A 16,634-nucleotide genomic window follows, 5' to 3' on the forward strand; every position below is an offset into this window, starting at 1 on the left:
CAGAATATCATCTCTTATCCGACCTTCAAGGCTTGACGTTACTGAGATATGAGGTGCGAACGGATGGGAATGAGGAGGCTGCGGTTGCCGTTGCCTGCCGTTCACTGATTAAAGCGATCCTGGCCGAAGGTGTGTACCGTGATCCCCACGTTGAAATCGCAAGAATGGAAATGGAGCTGGAGCGCAAACGCCGGATCCTTCATCTTTTTTGGACCTATAATAAAAATATAACCGTCCCCGATGAACAGGATCGTTACAACGGTTTAAGCGAGGCGATTCGGACGTCGATTCTTCCTCCGCAGGGGTATCTGGTTACCGGTGCTGCGCTTTGGAAGGTGCAGGGAGATGAGGGGATTGGGCAAGTCGGCGGTAACGTTGGGAAAGGCCGATTTTTCACCTTTCAGGAGAACCAAGAGCGAGTGGAGTCCGGCCAGCAGCCGATCTACGTGTTAGATGCGTATTTAACCGCAAAATGGGCTTTCTTTAACCGGCTTGAAGTTGAACAGGTATACATCCTATGCTATCCTTTAGGTAGAGAGCATGTGCTGTCGGTTCATTTTTCCGGCAGGCATCACTTGACCGACGAGCAGTTAGGCATCATTGTATCCGATAATAATGAACTCTTACGAACCATTGATTATATCCTTGGAGGGGATTCGATATGAAGCGAGGTAACTTGAAGCTGAAACAAGGCGCTGCCCCGGTTTCCAAGGCTTCCAAGCGTCTGTCCCCAGCGATGATGGATGCCAAGACGGCAAAAGGACGCAAGCTGCAAGCCAGCCGTTCCAAAGGCATTCTCTATATTGGACCGTCCGTCGAAGGCGGAGATAAGGAATATGTGAAGGTACTGACGGGTGACGTAGACCGTACAAAACCTTCCTTCGTTTAATCGATCAGCCGAGCAGACCCCCATGATCAGCATGGGGGTTTTCTTTTTTGCTGCAGCAAATTTACATCTTCCTTTCCCTATGCCAAAATGAAAGGAAACGTTGACCATTTCACTCTAACGAAATCATGAAGTTATGCTCAGGAGGCAAAAAGGATGCGCATCGGAATCATCGGACTCGGCGATATCGCGCAAAAAGCGTATTTGCCGGTCATTACGGCGAGGGAGGACGTCGAACTCGTCTTGAGTACACGAAATCAGGAGACGCTGTCTAAGCTGGCAGCAAAATACCGCATCCCGGAAACGGTGAGCAGCGTGGACGAGCTGGTGAAATCCGGCGTGGATGCTGCATTCGTCCATTCGGCGACGGAGTCCCATCCGGCGATTGTGGAGCAACTGATTGAGAACGGAATCCACGTCTACGTGGATAAGCCGATCGCTTACCATTACGAGGAGTCCAAAAGACTGAGTGAGCTTGCGGAACAGAAAGGCGTGTTACTCATGACGGGGTTTAACCGCCGGTTCGCCCCGATGAACGCGGCCCTGAAGGAACAGCCGGACCGCCGGCTCGTGCTGTTGCAGAAAAACCGCACCCCATCGCCCGACTATGCTCGCCGCTTCGTGTTGGACGATTATATCCATGTGGTGGATACGCTGCGGTTTTTGGCACCGGGTGAAGTCCGGAACGTTCACGTCTCGACTCGAGTGCAGGAGGGGAAGCTGTACCATGTCACGCTCCAGTTGGAAGGTGACGGCTTTACCTGCATCGGCATCATGAACCGCGATTCGGGGGCCAACGATGAAATCCTGGAGGTGATGAGCCCCGGCCAGAAATGGCGGGTGGACGGACTGAACACGACGGAGCATTTTGCCGGCGGTGAAGCGAAACGATTGACCTTTAAGGACTGGGATCCGGTGTTGTACCGGCGGGGGTTTGTGCAGATCATCGATCATTTTATCCGCTGTGTTCGCGAAGGAGGGGAACCGGCCATCTCGCTGCAAGATTCGCTGGAAACCCATCGGCTGTGCGAGGAGATTGTGAAGAGCGCTGAGGCGAACGGCGCTGTGGCTTGGGAACGGCCGCTTTGAAACTTTCGGTCTCGACTAACGTAGAACAGGATAGCGAAACTACGTAGGCCGGACAGGACAACCGTTCCGGCGGTAAAGGGAGGAACCAAGGTTGTTCGAGGATCTTAACGCTCGTATGGCAGAACTCAAAGAGAAAGCCCGGAATCAGGAGAAATGGCAACAGCGTCTCAAAAATCTCCAGCAGGAGTTGACCGGCCTGCAAGAAGAACGGAACCGTTGGCAGAAGCAGCTGGCTGCAGAGGAAGAAGATGTTCGCAAGCTGTCGACGATGTCGCTGTCAAACTTATTGGCTACCGTGCTTGGCAACAAAGCCGAGAAGCTGGATCGGGAGCAGCGGGAAGTGCTGGAAGCCAAGATGAGGTATGATGCCGCCGAAGCTGCGGTTCGCGATATGGAGCGGCAAATTGCGGATATTGAGCGCAGACTGCTCGAGCTGGGTTCTTGGAAGAACGAATATGAGCGGATTTTTCAAGCCAAAGAGCGGAAGATCCTGGAGGAAGACGGAGAGCTGCGGGAGCTGGCCGAACGCGAAGCGGTCCTCACCGTGCAGCTGAAAGAGGTGGACGAAGCGCTGCAGGCCGGACAATCCGCCCTTCACGATTTAAGCGCAGCCGAGGAAGATCTGCGTTCTGCGAAAAATTGGGGGGTGTACGATATGCTGGGCGGCGGAATGTTGTCGACACATATTAAGCACTCGCGGATTGATGAGGCGATGAGCCATCTAATGGCGGCGCGGCAAAGTCTGCAACGTTTTCAGCGGGAACTCCGTGACATCGGAGCGGACATTTCGACGCATCTGGAGATCGGGGGATTGCTGAAATTTTCCGACTATTTCTTTGACGATTTTATCTCGGATTGGCTAGTGCAGGGGCGAATCAACGTCAGCTTAGATCAAGTCCAAAACCAACTTACGGCGGTAAGCGACGTGCAACGCGAGCTGGAAACAGCCAAACATAAGCTGGAATCGGAGCGGGCCGAAACGCATCGGAAATACGTGCAAGCGGTGGAGCATTATGCTTAGCAGATAACGAGGCTCGGGAACTTTTGGGTTCCCGGGCTTTTTTCGTAATACAAAACTGGTTCGATGCAAATAGCTAAAGGAAAAACGAGAAAGGGAGTCGGACATGAAGCGGACTTGGTGGAAGGAAAGCGTCGTGTACCAAATCTATCCGATCAGCTTCAAGGATTCGAATGGGGACGGGGTGGGTGACCTGCGCGGGATCCTGTCCAAGCTGGATTATTTGCAAGATCTTGGGGTCGACGTCGTTTGGATCTGTCCGATCTATCAATCGCCTGGGCATGATAACGGCTATGATATTAGCGATTATTATAAGATCGATCCCGCATTTGGCACGATGGAGGACTTCGATGAGCTGTTGGAAGCGTTGCACGCGCGCGGAATGAAGCTAATGATGGATCTGGTGCTGAATCACACTTCGGACGAGCATCCCTGGTTCTTGGAATCTCGGAAGTCCAAGGATAATCCGAAGCGGGATTATTACATCTGGCGAAAGGGTAAAAACGGCGGCCCGCCGAACAACTGGGAGTCGTATTTCAGCGGTTCGGTTTGGGAGTATGACGAGCGTACCGATGAATATTACTTACATTTGTATTCCAAGCATCAGCCTGACTTGAACTGGGAAAATCCGTCCGTCATCCGCGAGCTGCATGACATGGTCAAGTGGTGGCTTCAAAAAGGCGTGGACGGCTTCCGGTTCGATGCCATTGCGCATATCGCCAAGGCGAAAGGACTGCCGGATGCAGACAATCCGGAGCAGAGACCGACGGTTCGGGCTTACGAGCTATTTTCGAACCTGGACGATGTACATACACTTCTGCAAAACTTGTACGATAACGTGTTGTATTACTATGACATTATGACCGTAGGCGAAACGTCGGGGCTAGGTCCGGAGCAGGCGTTGAATTATGTTGGCGATGACCGTCGTGAGCTGAATATGACGTTTCAGTTCGAGCATATGTTTCTGGATGCGGGCTCTGCGGGCAGCGGCAAATGGGACGTCGTTCCGTGGAAGCTGACGGACTTAAAGGAAGTCATCACTCGCTGGCAGACTGTGCTGCACGGGCGGGGGTGGAACGCCAATTATTTGTGCAACCATGACCAGCCGCGCTCGGTTTCCCGTTTTGGGAGCGATCAGGAACCTTACCGCATTCCGTCCGCTAAAATGCTGGGGACCTTCCTTCATATGCTGGAAGGGACGCCGTACATTTATCAAGGCGAGGAAATCGGCATGACGAACGCGGTCTTTGATTCAATTGACGATTATCGTGACGTGGAGACGCTCAACTACTATGAGGAGCAGCGAAGAAACGGTGTTCCGGAGGCGGACATCCTGCGGGCGATTCATCTAAAAAGCCGGGATAACGCCCGTACCCCCATGCAATGGGATGCCGGACCGCAAGCCGGGTTTACCACTGCCGAATCCGCCTGGATCCGGGTGAATCCCAATCACGATCGGATTAATGTCGAGGAAGCGATCCGTAACCCCGATTCGATCTACCATTACTACAAAAAGCTGATTCGCTTAAGAAAAGAACATGCCGTGATCGTCTACGGCGAATACGAGCTGCTGCTCCCCGATCATCCGCAGATATATGCGTTTACCCGGAGGTTGGAAACGAGCTGTTTGTTGGTGATCCTGAATTTTAGTTCCGAGGAGCCGGTATTCGAATGGCCTTCTGAGGCGGTGGAGCCGAAGGACATCGAACTGTTAATCTCCAACTACGCTCCACGGGAGCACGAGGATGTATTGAACTTACCGCTGCGCCCCTATGAAGCAAGGGTTTATTTGAAACGATATTGATTCAAGGGGATATCGGATGGCCTGCAGCATTTCGACGTGCTACACTGGAGATATAGCAATTGTGCAGAACTTGGAACGAATGGAGGGGTAGCCCATGAAACGGATATTGGACTGCCGGGCTTCGGATTTTCGCCAAATGGATCGCGAAGCTCTAAGGGGAGCAATTTTGGCAGCGGAAGGGCGAACGGTGATGGCGGAAACGGTGGTTACGTCCCAGCCGCTGCTGCCCGAGATCACCAATGCGGAGCTTGCCAAAGCTTTTGGCGCGGACATGATCCTGCTGAACGTCTTTGACGTGTTTCACCCGCAGATTCGCGGCATAGAGCCGCGGGATTTGTTTGCGCCGGATCGCGGCAGTGGGGAGCCCGGGCCGAGCGCGCGAAATCCGATCGCGGAGCTGCAACGATTAACGGGACTGCCAGTCGGCATCAATTTAGAGCCGGTCGACGCGTCGGCCGATGCGGTTGAAGGGCTTCACGAGCTGCCCGAAGGACGGCAGGCAACCGCTCAGAGCTTGGCCGAAGCCAAGCGGCTTGGCGTGGATTTCGTATGCCTTACAGGCAACCCGAAAACCGGAGTGACCCATGAACGCATCCTGCACGCGATCCATGTGGCAAAACGGGAATTCGGCGGTTTGATCATCGCTGGCAAAATGCATGGCGCTGGTACTCGCGGCAGCGTGCTGGACGGCGAGGCTGCGATCAAGTTCGTTGAAGCCGGCGCGGACGTCGTGCTGCTGCCAGCTCCGGGGACCGTTCCGGGCGTGCGCGAGGAGGAGCTGGCCCGGGTCATTGCGGAAGTCAAGGCGCGGGGGGCCTTGGTTTTGGCGGCGATCGGCACAAGTCAGGAAGGCGCGGACGAATCGACGGTGCGAGAGATTGCTCTCAGCGCAAAACTTGCCGGCGCCGACATTGTACACATCGGGGATGCCGGTTTCGCGGGCATGGCCATCCCAGAAAATATCCAAGCGGTATCAATCGCCATCCGCGGGCGGCGGCACACCTATGTGCGTATGGCCGCTTCGCCGTTGAGGTAACGCCTATGCGGATCGGAGTCATATCGGATACGCATATCCCGCGCCGCGGAGTGGAACTGCCCGCGAAGCTGCGGCAAACCTTCCGCACCTGCGACATGATTCTCCACCTGGGGGATTGGGTGACGATGGAGGTATACGAGCAGTTAAAAACGATAGCGCCGGTTGAGGGTGTGGCAGGAAACAATGACCCAAACGACATTATCCGTAAGTTTGGTTGGCATAAAATTCTCGAGCTGGGCGGCAGACGGATCGGACTGACGCACGGCCATCTCCCCGGCGGCGGGCACGGGGCTAAGAACAATGCGGAGCGCGTCTTTGCTGGCCAACCGGTAGACGCCGTGCTGTTTGGCCACTCGCACAAGCCTTACCTTGCGAAAAGCGGTGGCGTCTTGTGGTTTAATCCCGGGTCGCCTACCGACAAACGGCGGGAACCCAAATACAGCTTTGGCGTGCTTGAGATCACTCCCCAAGCGATCCAGGCGCAACATATTTATTTAGATGCCAAAAAGTAGATCCAAGAACATGTGGAGCTACCAATGCGAGGCCGATTTTCGGTTTTGCTTTGGATGGCTCTTTTTTATACCTATCTTGAGGCAGAAGTCCCTTAACCTGTATTGACGTATAATTGACCACCATTTAATATAGGAATCATACTTCGTGTCCATGTTGGACGAATCCTTGTCCACGGACGCTTTAATCCTTTCATCAACAAAAGCGTTAATCAGATTATGCTTTACTGCAGGGGCACTGCAGGGTCATTAATTTCATGAGAGAGAAAGGGGAAACAAAAACATGAAGAAGAAGCTTGGGATGATTCTCGCCTTGTCGCTGCTGCTGGTCGGCGTTGTTGCTTGCGGCAACAATGGCGGCAACGGAAATGCCGCAAACGGGGGGAATGCCGGGGGAACCGGAACGGAAAATTCCGCGGGTGCGGGGAATACATCGGATTCCGATAAGAAAACGTATAAAATCGCGATTTCGCAAATCGTGGAGCATCCTTCCTTGGATGCAACGCGGGAGGGCTTCCTGGACGCTTTGAAGGACGCAGGCATTGTAGAAGGGGAAAACTTGGAGCTTGATTACAACAATGCGCAGGGGGACCAAACGAACAATACGACCATCGCGCAAAAAATCGCCGGCGAGAAATATGATCTGGTGCTCGCGATCGCTACGCCGCCTGCACAAGCTGTAGCGCAGCAGGTGAAGAACTCCCCGATCCTGTTCGCGGCTGTTACTGATCCGGTTGATGCCAAATTGGTGGACAATTTGGATCATCCAGGTGGGAACATCTCCGGGGCTTCGGATACGAACCCGGAAGCGATTACGAAGCTGATGGACTTCATCGCTGAGCACTTCAAGGATGTCAAATCCGTTGGATTGGTGATCAACCAAGGGGAACCGAATGCCGTCGTTATGGCAAACCATGCAGAGAAAGCATTGGAAGCCCACGGTATCAAATTGGTGAAAGCCTCGGTAACCAATACATCGGAAGTTAAACAAGCGGCCGAATCGCTGGTTGGTCGGGTAGATGCGCTGTACATTACGCTCGATAACATGGTCGTTGAAGCCGTCAGCACCGTGATCCAGGTAGCCAACGATAACGACCTTCCTTTCTTCTCGAGTGACCGGGATACGGTCGAGAAGGGGGCTTTTGCAACGATTGGGTTCAAATATTATGACCACGGGTACCAAGTGGGACAAATGGCAGTCGACGTGCTGAAGAACGGCAAAAAGGTCGGTGACCTGAAAGTGACGGTGCCGGATAAGCTCGACTTGATCATGAACCTGAAAGCGGCAGCCGAGCAAGGGATCGAAGTGACCGATGCCATGAAGGCTCAAATTACGGATAAGGAAAACAATCTGATCGAATAGGCAGCACACGCTCCTAATTTCTTGAGGAGGTACTCATCATGTTGAACTCGCTGCTGGGGGCGCTGGAATCCGGCCTGCTGTATGCGCTTATGGCGCTCGGCGTATATATTACGTTCCGAATTCTCGACTTTCCGGACCTGACGGTGGACGGGAGCTTTACGACCGGCGGTGCGATCGCTGCGGTCATGATCGCAGGGGGAAGCTCTCCCTGGATTGCTACGGTCGTTGCTTTTTTGGGCGGCTTGGCTGCCGGTGCGATCACCGGCATCATTCATACCAAAGGACGGATTAACGGACTGCTCTCCGGGATATTAATGATGATTGCATTGTATTCCATCAATATGCGGATCATGGGCAAACCTAATGTAGGCTTGCTGGGGGAGACAACGCTGTTCAGCTCGGTTTCGCCGCTGGTGTTCATGCCGATCGTTGTTATCGCCATTAAGCTGCTGCTGGATTTGTTCTTTCGTACGGAGCTTGGCTTGGCCCTGCGGGCCACTGGCGACAATAAACGGATGATCCGCAGTTTTGGTGCCAATACGGATAACACAATTATTCTCGGGCTCAGTTTGTCCAACGGGCTAGTGGCTTTGTCCGGGGCGCTCATCGCTCAACAGTCCGGTTTCGCCGACATTTCGTCGGGGATCGGGATGATCGTGATCGGGCTGGCTTCGGTGATTATCGGGGAGGCCATCTTCGGGGCGCGGACGGTATTCTGGGCAACGCTGGCAGCGGTTCTCGGGTCCATCGTTTATCGAGTGGTTGTAGCGCTAGCGCTGCGGATCGAATGGCTGGAGCAAACGGATTTGAAGCTGATTACGGCAGTTATCGTGATCATCGCATTGGTGCTTCCGACCGCACAAAGAAACATGAAGCAGAAAGCCGTAGCTCGCCGGCGCGCCGGTGAAATTACACAAACCGCCGGGCAAAAGAGCGTAGGGGGTGGGTTCTAATGCTGAAGTTAACCCAGGTATCGAAGCTCTTTCACCCCGGCACGCCGGATGAGAAGATCGCGCTGATTGACGTCAATCTGCATCTGCGCAAAGGCGATTTCGTAACGGTCATCGGCAGCAACGGTGCGGGGAAATCCACGCTGATGAATATGATCTCCGGCGTCATCAAGCCGGATGCTGGCGAGGTTCGCCTTGGCGGCGTCGACATCAGCCATCTTCCGGAGCATCGCCGCAGCAAGTGGATTGGCCGTGTGTTTCAGGACCCGATGGCCGGTACTGCACCGCATATGACCATCGAGGAGAACCTGGCGATGGCTTACTCTCGCGGGAAGGCGCGTGGCCTTGCGCTGGGGGTGAACGCGAAGCGCCGGGCGATGTTCCAGGAGCAGCTGCGCAGGCTGGGCATTGGATTGGAGAACCGGCTGCGCGCCAAGGTCGGTACATTGTCGGGCGGGGAACGCCAGGCGCTCAGCCTGCTGATGGCAACGTTTACCGAGCCGCAGGTGTTGCTCCTAGACGAGCATACTGCTGCACTGGACCCAGCCCGTGCTGAGCTGGTGACGAAGCTTACGCAGGAGATCGTCAGCGAATTGAAGCTGACCACGTTGATGGTCACCCACAACATGGAGCAAGCGATCCGGTTGGGTAACCGCCTCATCATGATGGATGGCGGGCGGATCATCCTTGATGTGGATGAAACGAATAAACGCGAGTTAACGATCGAACGGCTGCTAGGCGAATTCGAACGCATCAGCGGCCACAAGCTGTCCGATGATCGCGTGATGCTGGGCAGTTAAATTGCAACTATACCTGTACACAAAGCGCGAGTGCAAAGGGAGGATTCCCTTGTACTCGCGCTCTTTGTTGTCTTTTAACGAGCATCGCGCACTCGTACGCTGCTGTCCCTGCGGATGCCGTCGCGCAGCATCCAAGCGTGCAAGAACCATTCAAATACGCCCATCACAATGGTAATGGCAAGGATTTCGCCAAGAGATAACGTCCATTCCGCGTTGGCGGAAATCGCCCACAGGAAGATAAAGACGAGAAACGCATCTACAACGGTTGCGATCCCATTGTTCGTTCGCGGAAGGATGAAAAGATCCCCGAATAAATAGGCTAGAATAGACAACGCTAAGGCTGTCAGCAGCGCTGAGATGAATGAGGCGTTGCTTAAGAGCATTACCATGACGATGACGATAATTCCATTTCCAAGTAATTTGACGAGAAACTTGTCCAACCCTTTCACCTCCTTGTTTTACGCTCTAATTTCTCCTAACGGGAAAGCGGCTATACACCAAATTAACGATGTCAATTAATAGCTACGGAAAGCGGGACAACAACATGACTCAAACCACAAACTACGATTGCATGATCATTGGCGGCGGTATTGCCGGATTACAAGCCGCTATTCAGCTAGGCCGGTACTCGGTCCACAACGTACTGGTTATTGACGCGGGTTATGGAAGATCCACGTTATGCCGGCAATATCATAACCTGCTGGGGTTCCCGGAAGGTATTTCCGGGGAAGAACTGCGCAGTCGGGGGAGACGGCAAGCGGCGTCTTATGGCGTAAAGTTTGTGCAAGACACAATAACCGAAGCGAAGAAACGGGATGAGGGATTTCAAGTAAAAACATTAAGCGGCCAAACGTATTCAGGTCGAACCCTGCTGCTGGCGACCGGTGTGCTGGACCGTTTTCCCGATGTCCCCGGTTTGGTTCCAACGCTTGGGCTAAGCGTCTATGTCTGTCCGGATTGTGATGGGTACGAAATTGAGGGGCGGAAAACGGTATTAATGGGGGCGGGGGACACCGGTGCCAAGATGGCACTGCTGCTCATCCAGCGGACCCGCGATTTAACCTACATTAATCATGAACAGACATCTGTCGCTGCGTCGCTCCTGAAGCAAATGGAGGAACAGGGGATTCGCTACGAGGAAGGGGCCATCGCCGAAGTCCAACAATCCGAAGGCTTTATCCGCAGCGTGAAATTACAGGATGGCCGGAGCTTTACAGCAGAACGGGGATTTATTGCGTTTGGCGGCAATGAGGTTCATTCTGGATTAGCCGCTCAACTTGGCGTACGCATTTCCGAGAACCGTCATGTGGAGGTCAACCCCCGCACAAAGCAGACGAACGTCCCCGGCGTGTGGGTGGCTGGGGATCTAGGACTTCATGCGGAACAGGTTAGCGTGGCCATGGGGGAAGGCTCAATTGCCGCAATTTGGATTCATAAAGCATTAAGTCCGTGCTATAATCAGTTGAACGGAGGGGATGCAGAGGATGATTCTTGAAGTAGCTCAGCTGCAAGTGAAGCCCGGAATGATTAATGATTTCGAAAGCCACTTCCGGAAGGCTTCCAAAATCATCAGCCGGGCGTCCGGTTATCTTGGACATGAGCTCCATAAATGCGTAGAGACGGAGAATAAATATATTCTGCTCGTGCGTTGGCAATCCATTTCCGCACATGAGGTAGGTTTCCGTCAATCTCCGGAATATGAGGAATGGAAAGCGCTGCTTCATCCATTCTACGATCCCATGCCTACCGTGGAACACTACGTGCAAATCAAGCATGAAACGGAGTAGGAGGAAAGAGAATGGAAGAAATCATTTGGCGGCAGCTTGAATTCGGGACGGCGATTTATCGATATTCTGAATGCTCGAGGAACAGCCACAGCAGGTGAAGGCAGAGCTATGTATAACAAAATTATTCAAGGACTGTGAGCATGTACATATGACGGAACATTTCGACTATACCATTGAAGATGCAACGCTTGAGGACTTGCCGGCGATCGTGGCGATTTACAATGAAACGATCGCTGGACGCATGGTTACCGCCGATTTGGAGCCGGTGACCGTTGACGCCAGACGGAAGTGGTTTGATGAGCATTCGCCCGATTTCCGGCCGCTTTTGGTTATGAAATCCGGGGGGAAGGTCATCGCCTGGCTCAGCTTTCAGTCCTTCTATGGGCGACCGGCCTATAACGGCACGGCCGAGATCAGTATTTATATCACAGAAGCCTACCGTTCCCGCGGAATCGGAGGGATCTTGTTAAATCGATCCTTTGCGATTTGCCCTGAGATTGGTGTCCATACGCTGCTTGGGTTTGTGTTTGGTCACAACGAGCCGAGCCTTAAGCTCCTTAGTAAATTCGGCTTCGAGCGTTGGGCGCATTTGCCCCGCGTGGCCAATTTAGACGGCGTGGAACGGGATCTCGTTATTTTGGGGAAACGTGTTGTTGAGGCTTAATATGCTTTTGGGGAATGGGGATCAAATTATTTGAACGAATGGGTTAAGGAAATCACGGACTGGTTTTTGGAGACGACTCAGTTAGGCGGGTACTCCATCCTGCTTTTTACGATCCCACTTGCCGTTGTGCAGGGAGTTTTTGGTTTTTTTCCGTTTGCCACGATCGTGATGTTGCATCTCTCCCTGCTGGGGATTGCGAACGGTTTATTAGCCAGTTGGATTGCCGGTACGGCGGCAGGGATGGTTGTTTACCTGATGTGCAGATATTTTTTTGCTGATTGGTTTAACCGCAGGTGGTTGGCTAAGCTGCAAAAATACGAAAAATGGCAAAAAGGGCTGGACCGCTATGGGGTGTGGGCAGTGATCTTTCTCCGCACGATTCCGATTATGCCAAACAATCTCATTTCGTTTATGTCGGCGGTTTCGAATTTAAAGCTCCGTTCTTATGTCTGGTCCAACCTGGTTGGGAATCTGTCAAGCATTTGGCTGTTCGGGATCTTAAGCGCATCGATTGTGTTTCCGGGGGTGAATCTTCAGGAGTTGATTCTCTCCTACGCCCTATTTTTGCTTGTGCTGGGCGTCGCCTTTGTCATTCGCAACCGGTTCCTATCCAAGACGAAAGAAGGCATGAGACCTTAGCATGGATCGACCGCTTTCCGGGATAAGCTACAGAGAGAATAAGATTGGATAGGGGGCGAGTCGTTTGAATACTCAGGAACAGGCTTTATCAGGAAAACCCGCGGCAGCACGGCGGAAGCTGCTGCTCAGCGCCGGGCTCAGCTGGATGTTTGATGCCATGGACGTCGGGATCATTTCGTTTATCGCTGCTGCCCTTGCGGTGGAATGGAGCTTAACGCCGCAGCAGACCGGCTTCTTTACGGCGATCAACTCCGTAGGGATGGCGTTTGGCGCAGCGATTGCCGGTTATATGGCGGACAAGTTTGGCCGCAAATCCGTGCTCCTGTGGACGCTGTTGATTTTCTCCATCGCCAGCGGTTTGTCAGCTGCCGCTACTAGCTTTGCCATGCTTTGTTTGCTTCGCTTTATTGCCGGCTTTGGACTTGGCGGGGAGCTGCCGGTCGCTTCCACACTGGTATCCGAATCGGTGTCGGTACAGGAACGCGGAAGATCCGTCGTGCTGCTGGAGAGCTTCTGGGCTGCCGGATGGATCGCTTCGGCGTTGATCTCGTATTTCGTCATCCCGGATTACGGATGGCAGGCCGCTTTTATCATCGGTGCCATACCTGCGTTATATGCGCTGTACTTGCGCAAATCAATCCAGGAGCCGGCCCGATTTAAAGCGCAGACGGGTCATCATCAAGGACGAGGGCCTTCCTTCAGCGAAAGGTTTAAGTCCGTTTGGGCTTCCCCGCACCGTCGTTCGACTGTGATGCTTTGGATTTTGTGGTTTACCGTCGTCTTTTCGTATTACGGCATGTTTCTGTGGCTGCCTTCGGTGATGGTGCTGAAAGGCTTCAGTCTGGTCAAAAGCTTTGAATACGTGCTGATCATGACACTGGCACAATTACCGGGATACTTCACGGCCGCTTATTTCATTGAGAAGTTTGGGCGTAAATTTGTGCTGGTGCTGTATTTGCTGCTCACCGCAGCCAGCGCGGCCTGGTTTGGAAATGCGACTAGTGAGGGAATGCTGATTGCCGCTGGGATTTGCTTATCCTTCTTTAATCTTGGGGCATGGGGCGGCATGTACGCTTATACCCCGGAATTGTACCCGACGCGGGTGCGTTCGACCGGAGTCGGCTTGGCCGCTTCCTTTGGACGGATCGGCGGTATCATCGCTCCGTACTTGGTCGGCATGCTGGTCGCTCGCCACGTCGCCATCGGGGGAATCTTCTGGATGTTCTTCGTAACAATCGTCATTGGGGCACTGGCGGTGTTTTGGCTGGGGACCGAGACGCGGGGGAAGGAGCTGGCGGATTAAAAAACAGCAAAATTGCTGCGGATCCGCAACAATTTTGCTGTTCATCCGTTTAATTAGAAGTTGTCCAGAGAATCGCCCGGCTTCAAGGCATGACCTGTAATGCCGATACGTGCGAGATCTGCGACAAATCGTTCCCCGTCCTGGGCGATTGCATCAAACGTATTGTAATGCACAGGGACAACGTGCTTGGCGCCAATCCATTCAGCTGCGGTCAGAGCATCCTCCGGTCCCATGGTAAAATGGTCTCCAATCGGCAGGAATGCGAGATCGACCGGGCCGCGGGAGCTGACCAATTTCATATCGCTGAACAGGGCGGTATCTCCGGCATGATATATGGCTGTTCCGTCAATATCGAGCAGGATCCCTGCCGCCACGCCAAGATATACATTTACGCCGTTTTGGTTGACGGACGAGCTGTGCAGCGCAGGCACCCATTTTAATTTACCGAACGGGAACGTGCGGGAGCCGCCAAGGTTCATGCCGACCGTTTGCAGTCCGCTGCCAGCAAAATAATCGGCCAGCTCGACAATGGCGATAATCGGCGCGTTGTTTCGCCGGGCGATGCTTTCCGCATCTGCGATGTGATCGGAATGACCATGGGTCAGAAGCACGTAATCGACTTGAATGTCATCGGCTGAGGCTGCGGCCGCCGGATTCCCGGTGAGAAATGGATCGATGATCAAACGATGCTTCCCTGTGTCCACCAGGATGCAGGAATGTCCCAAATAAGTAACTTTCATAGCAATCACCTCATGTGGAAATATATCCTTCTCGTTTATTATAGCTGCCTTGGACAAGCAAGTCATATCTTGCGGGAGGCGGTGCTGCATAAACGCAAGGAAATCCCATATGATTGTGATTGGGATGGGGCGGCTTGAGCAGGCTCGCGAATGAGGTCTGATCCAGTAAGGACCTTGCGCAAAAAAAGGAGGAGATTGATGTGAAAATCGAAGTGTGGTCGGACTTTGGCTGTCCGTTTTGCTACATCGGCAAGCGTCGCCTGGAAAGGGCGTTGGAATTATTTGGTCATCGGGATGAGATCGAAATCGTTTACCGCAGCTTTGAACTGGATCCGGGTGCCCCTAAGGATACGGAGTCGAGCATCCATGAATTGTTAGCGGTGAAATACGGCCTCAGCCTGGAGCAGGCGCAGGAATCAAACCGCAATGTTGCGCAGCAGGCTCAAACGGAAGGGTTAACGTATAACTTTGATACGATCATTCCTACAAATACGTTTGATGCTCATCGATTAGCGCATTATGCCGGAGAGCAGGGCAAGGCGAAGGAGATGACGGAGCGGTTGTTCCGGGCTTATTTTACGGATTCGCTGCATATCGGGGACCGGGAAACACTGGTTCGTTTGGCGGAAGAGGTTGGCTTGGAAGGCACAGCCGTCCGGGAAGTGCTGGAGCAAAATACGTATGCCGACGCTGTCCGCGAGGATGAGAACGAAGCAAGAAGACTTGGGATTCGCGGCGTACCGTTCTTTGTGCTGCGCGGTAAGTATGCGGTGTCGGGGGCACAGCCGTTGGAAATTTTTCAAGGGGCATTGTTACGAGCATGGGAAGATCGGTCTTAATATCGATTTAGAAAATAAGAAAATGCAAAAAACGCTGATCCCTAAGGATCAGCGTCTCGTTCTGCGAACAAAATAAAAAAATAAATTAATTGTTGTATAAACTAATGAACTGTGGTAAAATGACGGATAGCCAATCACAAAAAACTCACGCAATAATCTCCTCAATAATAGCATAAAATCAATCATTTGTCAAATGGATTTACGGTTTTAGAGATATAGAGTGGTTTTCGCATTTAATTTTTAGGGTGGGGGTCTGGAAGATGACAGAGGACTTGAAGAATAATGAATTGGATTACACCGATGATCTGACGTTACCGCCAGGAATTAAAATCGATGACCCGGTCAGAATGTATCTGAAGGAAATCGGGCGCGTGCCTCTGTTATCCGCAGAGGAGGAAATCGAGCTTGCGCAGCGCATCGAGAACGGGGATGAGGAAGCGAAGCGCCGATTGGCTGAAGCGAATCTCAGATTGGTGGTCAGCATTGCCCGTCGTTATGTTGGGCGCGGGATGGTTTTCCTGGACCTGATTCAAGAGGGCAATATGGGCCTGATCAAAGCGGTGGAGAAGTTCGATTATTCGAAAGGGTTCAAGTTCAGTACTTACGCCACCTGGTGGATTCGTCAAGCGATTACCCGTGCGATAGCAGACCAAGCCCGAACGATCCGAATACCGGTGCATATGGTGGAAACCATTAATAAACTGATCCGTGTCTCCCGGCAGCTGCTTCAGGAGATCGGACGCGAGCCGACTCCGGAGGAGATTGCGAAGGAGATGGATTTGACGCCGGATAAGGTGCGGGAGATTATGAAAATCGCTCAGGAACCGGTATCGTTAGAAACGCCGATCGGGGAAGAGAACGATTCGAACCTCGGCGATTTTATCGAAGATCACGATGCTCCGGCTCCGGCAGAAGCTGCGGCCTATGAATTATTGAAGGAGCAGCTGGAAGAAGTGTTGGATACACTGACCGAGCGTGAGGAAAATGTCCTTCGGCTGCGTTTTGGTATGGATGACGGCCGGACGCGGACATTGGAAGAGGTTGGCAAGGAGTTTGGTGTTACGCGCGAACGGATTCGCCAGATCGAAGCCAAAGCGCTGCGCAAACTTCGGCATCCAAGCCGCAGCAAGCGGCTGAAAGATTTTATGGAATAACATGGTAAGCTCCCTAAGGGTTCCCTTAGGGAGCTTTTTTTAAAGATATCAGG

Annotated in this window: 17 protein-coding genes and 2 pseudogenes; 17 read left to right on the forward strand and 2 right to left on the reverse strand. The window is 52.9% G+C overall.

The genetic code is table 11. The features are described 5' to 3' along the window. The 10 genes and pseudogenes from POTG_RS02245 to POTG_RS02290 form a co-directional block, all read left to right on the forward strand. Positions 1–665: pseudogene (locus POTG_RS02245) on the forward strand (TIR domain-containing protein); the annotation flags it as partial. Further along, on the forward strand, positions 662–889 hold the full coding sequence (locus POTG_RS02250) for a hypothetical protein (RefSeq protein ID WP_009223167.1): 228 nt from the start codon (positions 662–664) through the stop codon (positions 887–889). The pseudogene POTG_RS02245 and the gene POTG_RS02250, both read left to right, overlap by 4 nt. Positions 890–1,042: 153 nt before the next feature. After that, on the forward strand, positions 1,043–1,975 hold the full coding sequence (locus tag POTG_RS02255) for a Gfo/Idh/MocA family protein (RefSeq protein WP_009223168.1): 933 nt from the start codon (positions 1,043–1,045) through the stop codon (positions 1,973–1,975). Positions 1,976–2,066: 91 nt separating this feature from the next. After that, complete coding sequence (locus POTG_RS02260; RefSeq protein ID WP_009223169.1) at positions 2,067–2,996, forward strand: hypothetical protein; 930 nt, start codon at positions 2,067–2,069, stop codon at positions 2,994–2,996. 103 nt (positions 2,997–3,099) lie between these two features. Then, on the forward strand, positions 3,100–4,797 hold the full coding sequence (locus tag POTG_RS02265; RefSeq protein ID WP_009223170.1) for a glycoside hydrolase family 13 protein: 1,698 nt from the start codon (positions 3,100–3,102) through the stop codon (positions 4,795–4,797). A gap of 94 nt (positions 4,798–4,891) precedes the next feature. Further along, on the forward strand, positions 4,892–5,833 hold the full coding sequence (locus POTG_RS02270; protein WP_009223171.1) for a DUF7916 family protein: 942 nt from the start codon (positions 4,892–4,894) through the stop codon (positions 5,831–5,833). Positions 5,834–5,838: 5 nt separating this feature from the next. After that, complete coding sequence (locus POTG_RS02275; protein ID WP_009223172.1) at positions 5,839–6,345, forward strand: metallophosphoesterase family protein; 507 nt, start codon at positions 5,839–5,841, stop codon at positions 6,343–6,345. A 280-nt stretch (positions 6,346–6,625) separates the two neighbouring features. After that, entirely contained in the window at positions 6,626–7,705 is a 1,080-nt protein-coding gene (locus POTG_RS02280) for an ABC transporter substrate-binding protein (protein WP_009223173.1), read from the forward strand. Positions 7,706–7,743: 38 nt separating this feature from the next. After that, positions 7,744–8,658: an ABC transporter permease gene (locus tag POTG_RS02285; RefSeq protein ID WP_009223174.1), complete on the forward strand. Its 915-nt coding sequence runs from the start codon at positions 7,744–7,746 to the stop codon at positions 8,656–8,658. Further along, a complete protein-coding gene (locus POTG_RS02290; protein ID WP_009223175.1) occupies positions 8,658–9,455 on the forward strand; it encodes an ABC transporter ATP-binding protein in 798 nt (265 codons plus the stop codon). Before POTG_RS02285 ends, POTG_RS02290 begins: the two co-directional genes overlap by 1 nt. 74 nt (positions 9,456–9,529) lie before the next feature. Here POTG_RS02290 and POTG_RS02295 read toward each other — a convergent pair whose 3' ends face one another. Continuing rightward, positions 9,530–9,904, reverse strand: a complete 375-nt coding sequence (locus tag POTG_RS02295; RefSeq protein ID WP_009223176.1) for a DUF2512 family protein — start codon at positions 9,902–9,904, stop codon at positions 9,530–9,532. A gap of 95 nt (positions 9,905–9,999) precedes the next feature. Between POTG_RS02295 and POTG_RS02300 the strand changes: the two genes are divergently transcribed. From POTG_RS02300 to POTG_RS02320, 5 genes are all read left to right on the forward strand, one after another. Continuing rightward, on the forward strand, positions 10,000–10,950 hold the full coding sequence (locus POTG_RS02300) for an NAD(P)/FAD-dependent oxidoreductase (protein WP_009223177.1): 951 nt from the start codon (positions 10,000–10,002) through the stop codon (positions 10,948–10,950). Next, on the forward strand, positions 10,940–11,242 hold the full coding sequence (locus POTG_RS02305) for an antibiotic biosynthesis monooxygenase family protein (protein WP_009223178.1): 303 nt from the start codon (positions 10,940–10,942) through the stop codon (positions 11,240–11,242). The genes POTG_RS02300 and POTG_RS02305 overlap by 11 nt, the downstream gene beginning before the upstream one ends. A 148-nt stretch (positions 11,243–11,390) precedes the next feature. Beyond that, positions 11,391–11,906 carry a GNAT family N-acetyltransferase gene (locus tag POTG_RS02310; RefSeq protein ID WP_009223179.1) on the forward strand — a complete coding sequence of 172 codons (516 nt, stop codon included), beginning with the start codon at positions 11,391–11,393 and terminating at the stop codon, positions 11,904–11,906. A 30-nt stretch (positions 11,907–11,936) separates the two neighbouring features. Continuing rightward, a complete protein-coding gene (locus POTG_RS02315; protein WP_009223180.1) occupies positions 11,937–12,545 on the forward strand; it encodes a TVP38/TMEM64 family protein in 609 nt (202 codons plus the stop codon). 145 nt (positions 12,546–12,690) lie between these two features. After that, complete coding sequence (locus tag POTG_RS02320) at positions 12,691–13,848, forward strand: MFS transporter (protein WP_083791399.1); 1,158 nt, start codon at positions 12,691–12,693, stop codon at positions 13,846–13,848. A gap of 53 nt (positions 13,849–13,901) precedes the next feature. On the opposite strand, the gene POTG_RS02325 is transcribed toward POTG_RS02320, so the two are convergent. Then, complete coding sequence (locus POTG_RS02325) at positions 13,902–14,588, reverse strand: metal-dependent hydrolase (protein ID WP_009223182.1); 687 nt, start codon at positions 14,586–14,588, stop codon at positions 13,902–13,904. A 200-nt stretch (positions 14,589–14,788) separates the two neighbouring features. Here POTG_RS02325 and POTG_RS02330 point away from each other — a divergent pair, with 200 nt between their 5' ends. Both POTG_RS02330 and rpoD read left to right on the forward strand, forming a co-directional pair. After that, on the forward strand, positions 14,789–15,427 hold the full coding sequence (locus POTG_RS02330) for a DsbA family oxidoreductase (RefSeq protein ID WP_009223183.1): 639 nt from the start codon (positions 14,789–14,791) through the stop codon (positions 15,425–15,427). 266 nt (positions 15,428–15,693) lie between these two features. Continuing rightward, positions 15,694–16,581: pseudogene (gene rpoD / locus POTG_RS02335) on the forward strand (RNA polymerase sigma factor RpoD); the annotation flags it as partial. Positions 16,582–16,634: the final 53 nt, after the last annotated feature.

Origin of the sequence: Paenibacillus sp. oral taxon 786 str. D14 (assembly GCF_000159955.1) — a bacterium.
In the GTDB taxonomy this organism is placed as follows: Bacteria; Bacillota; Bacilli; order Paenibacillales; family Paenibacillaceae; genus Fontibacillus; species Fontibacillus phoenicis.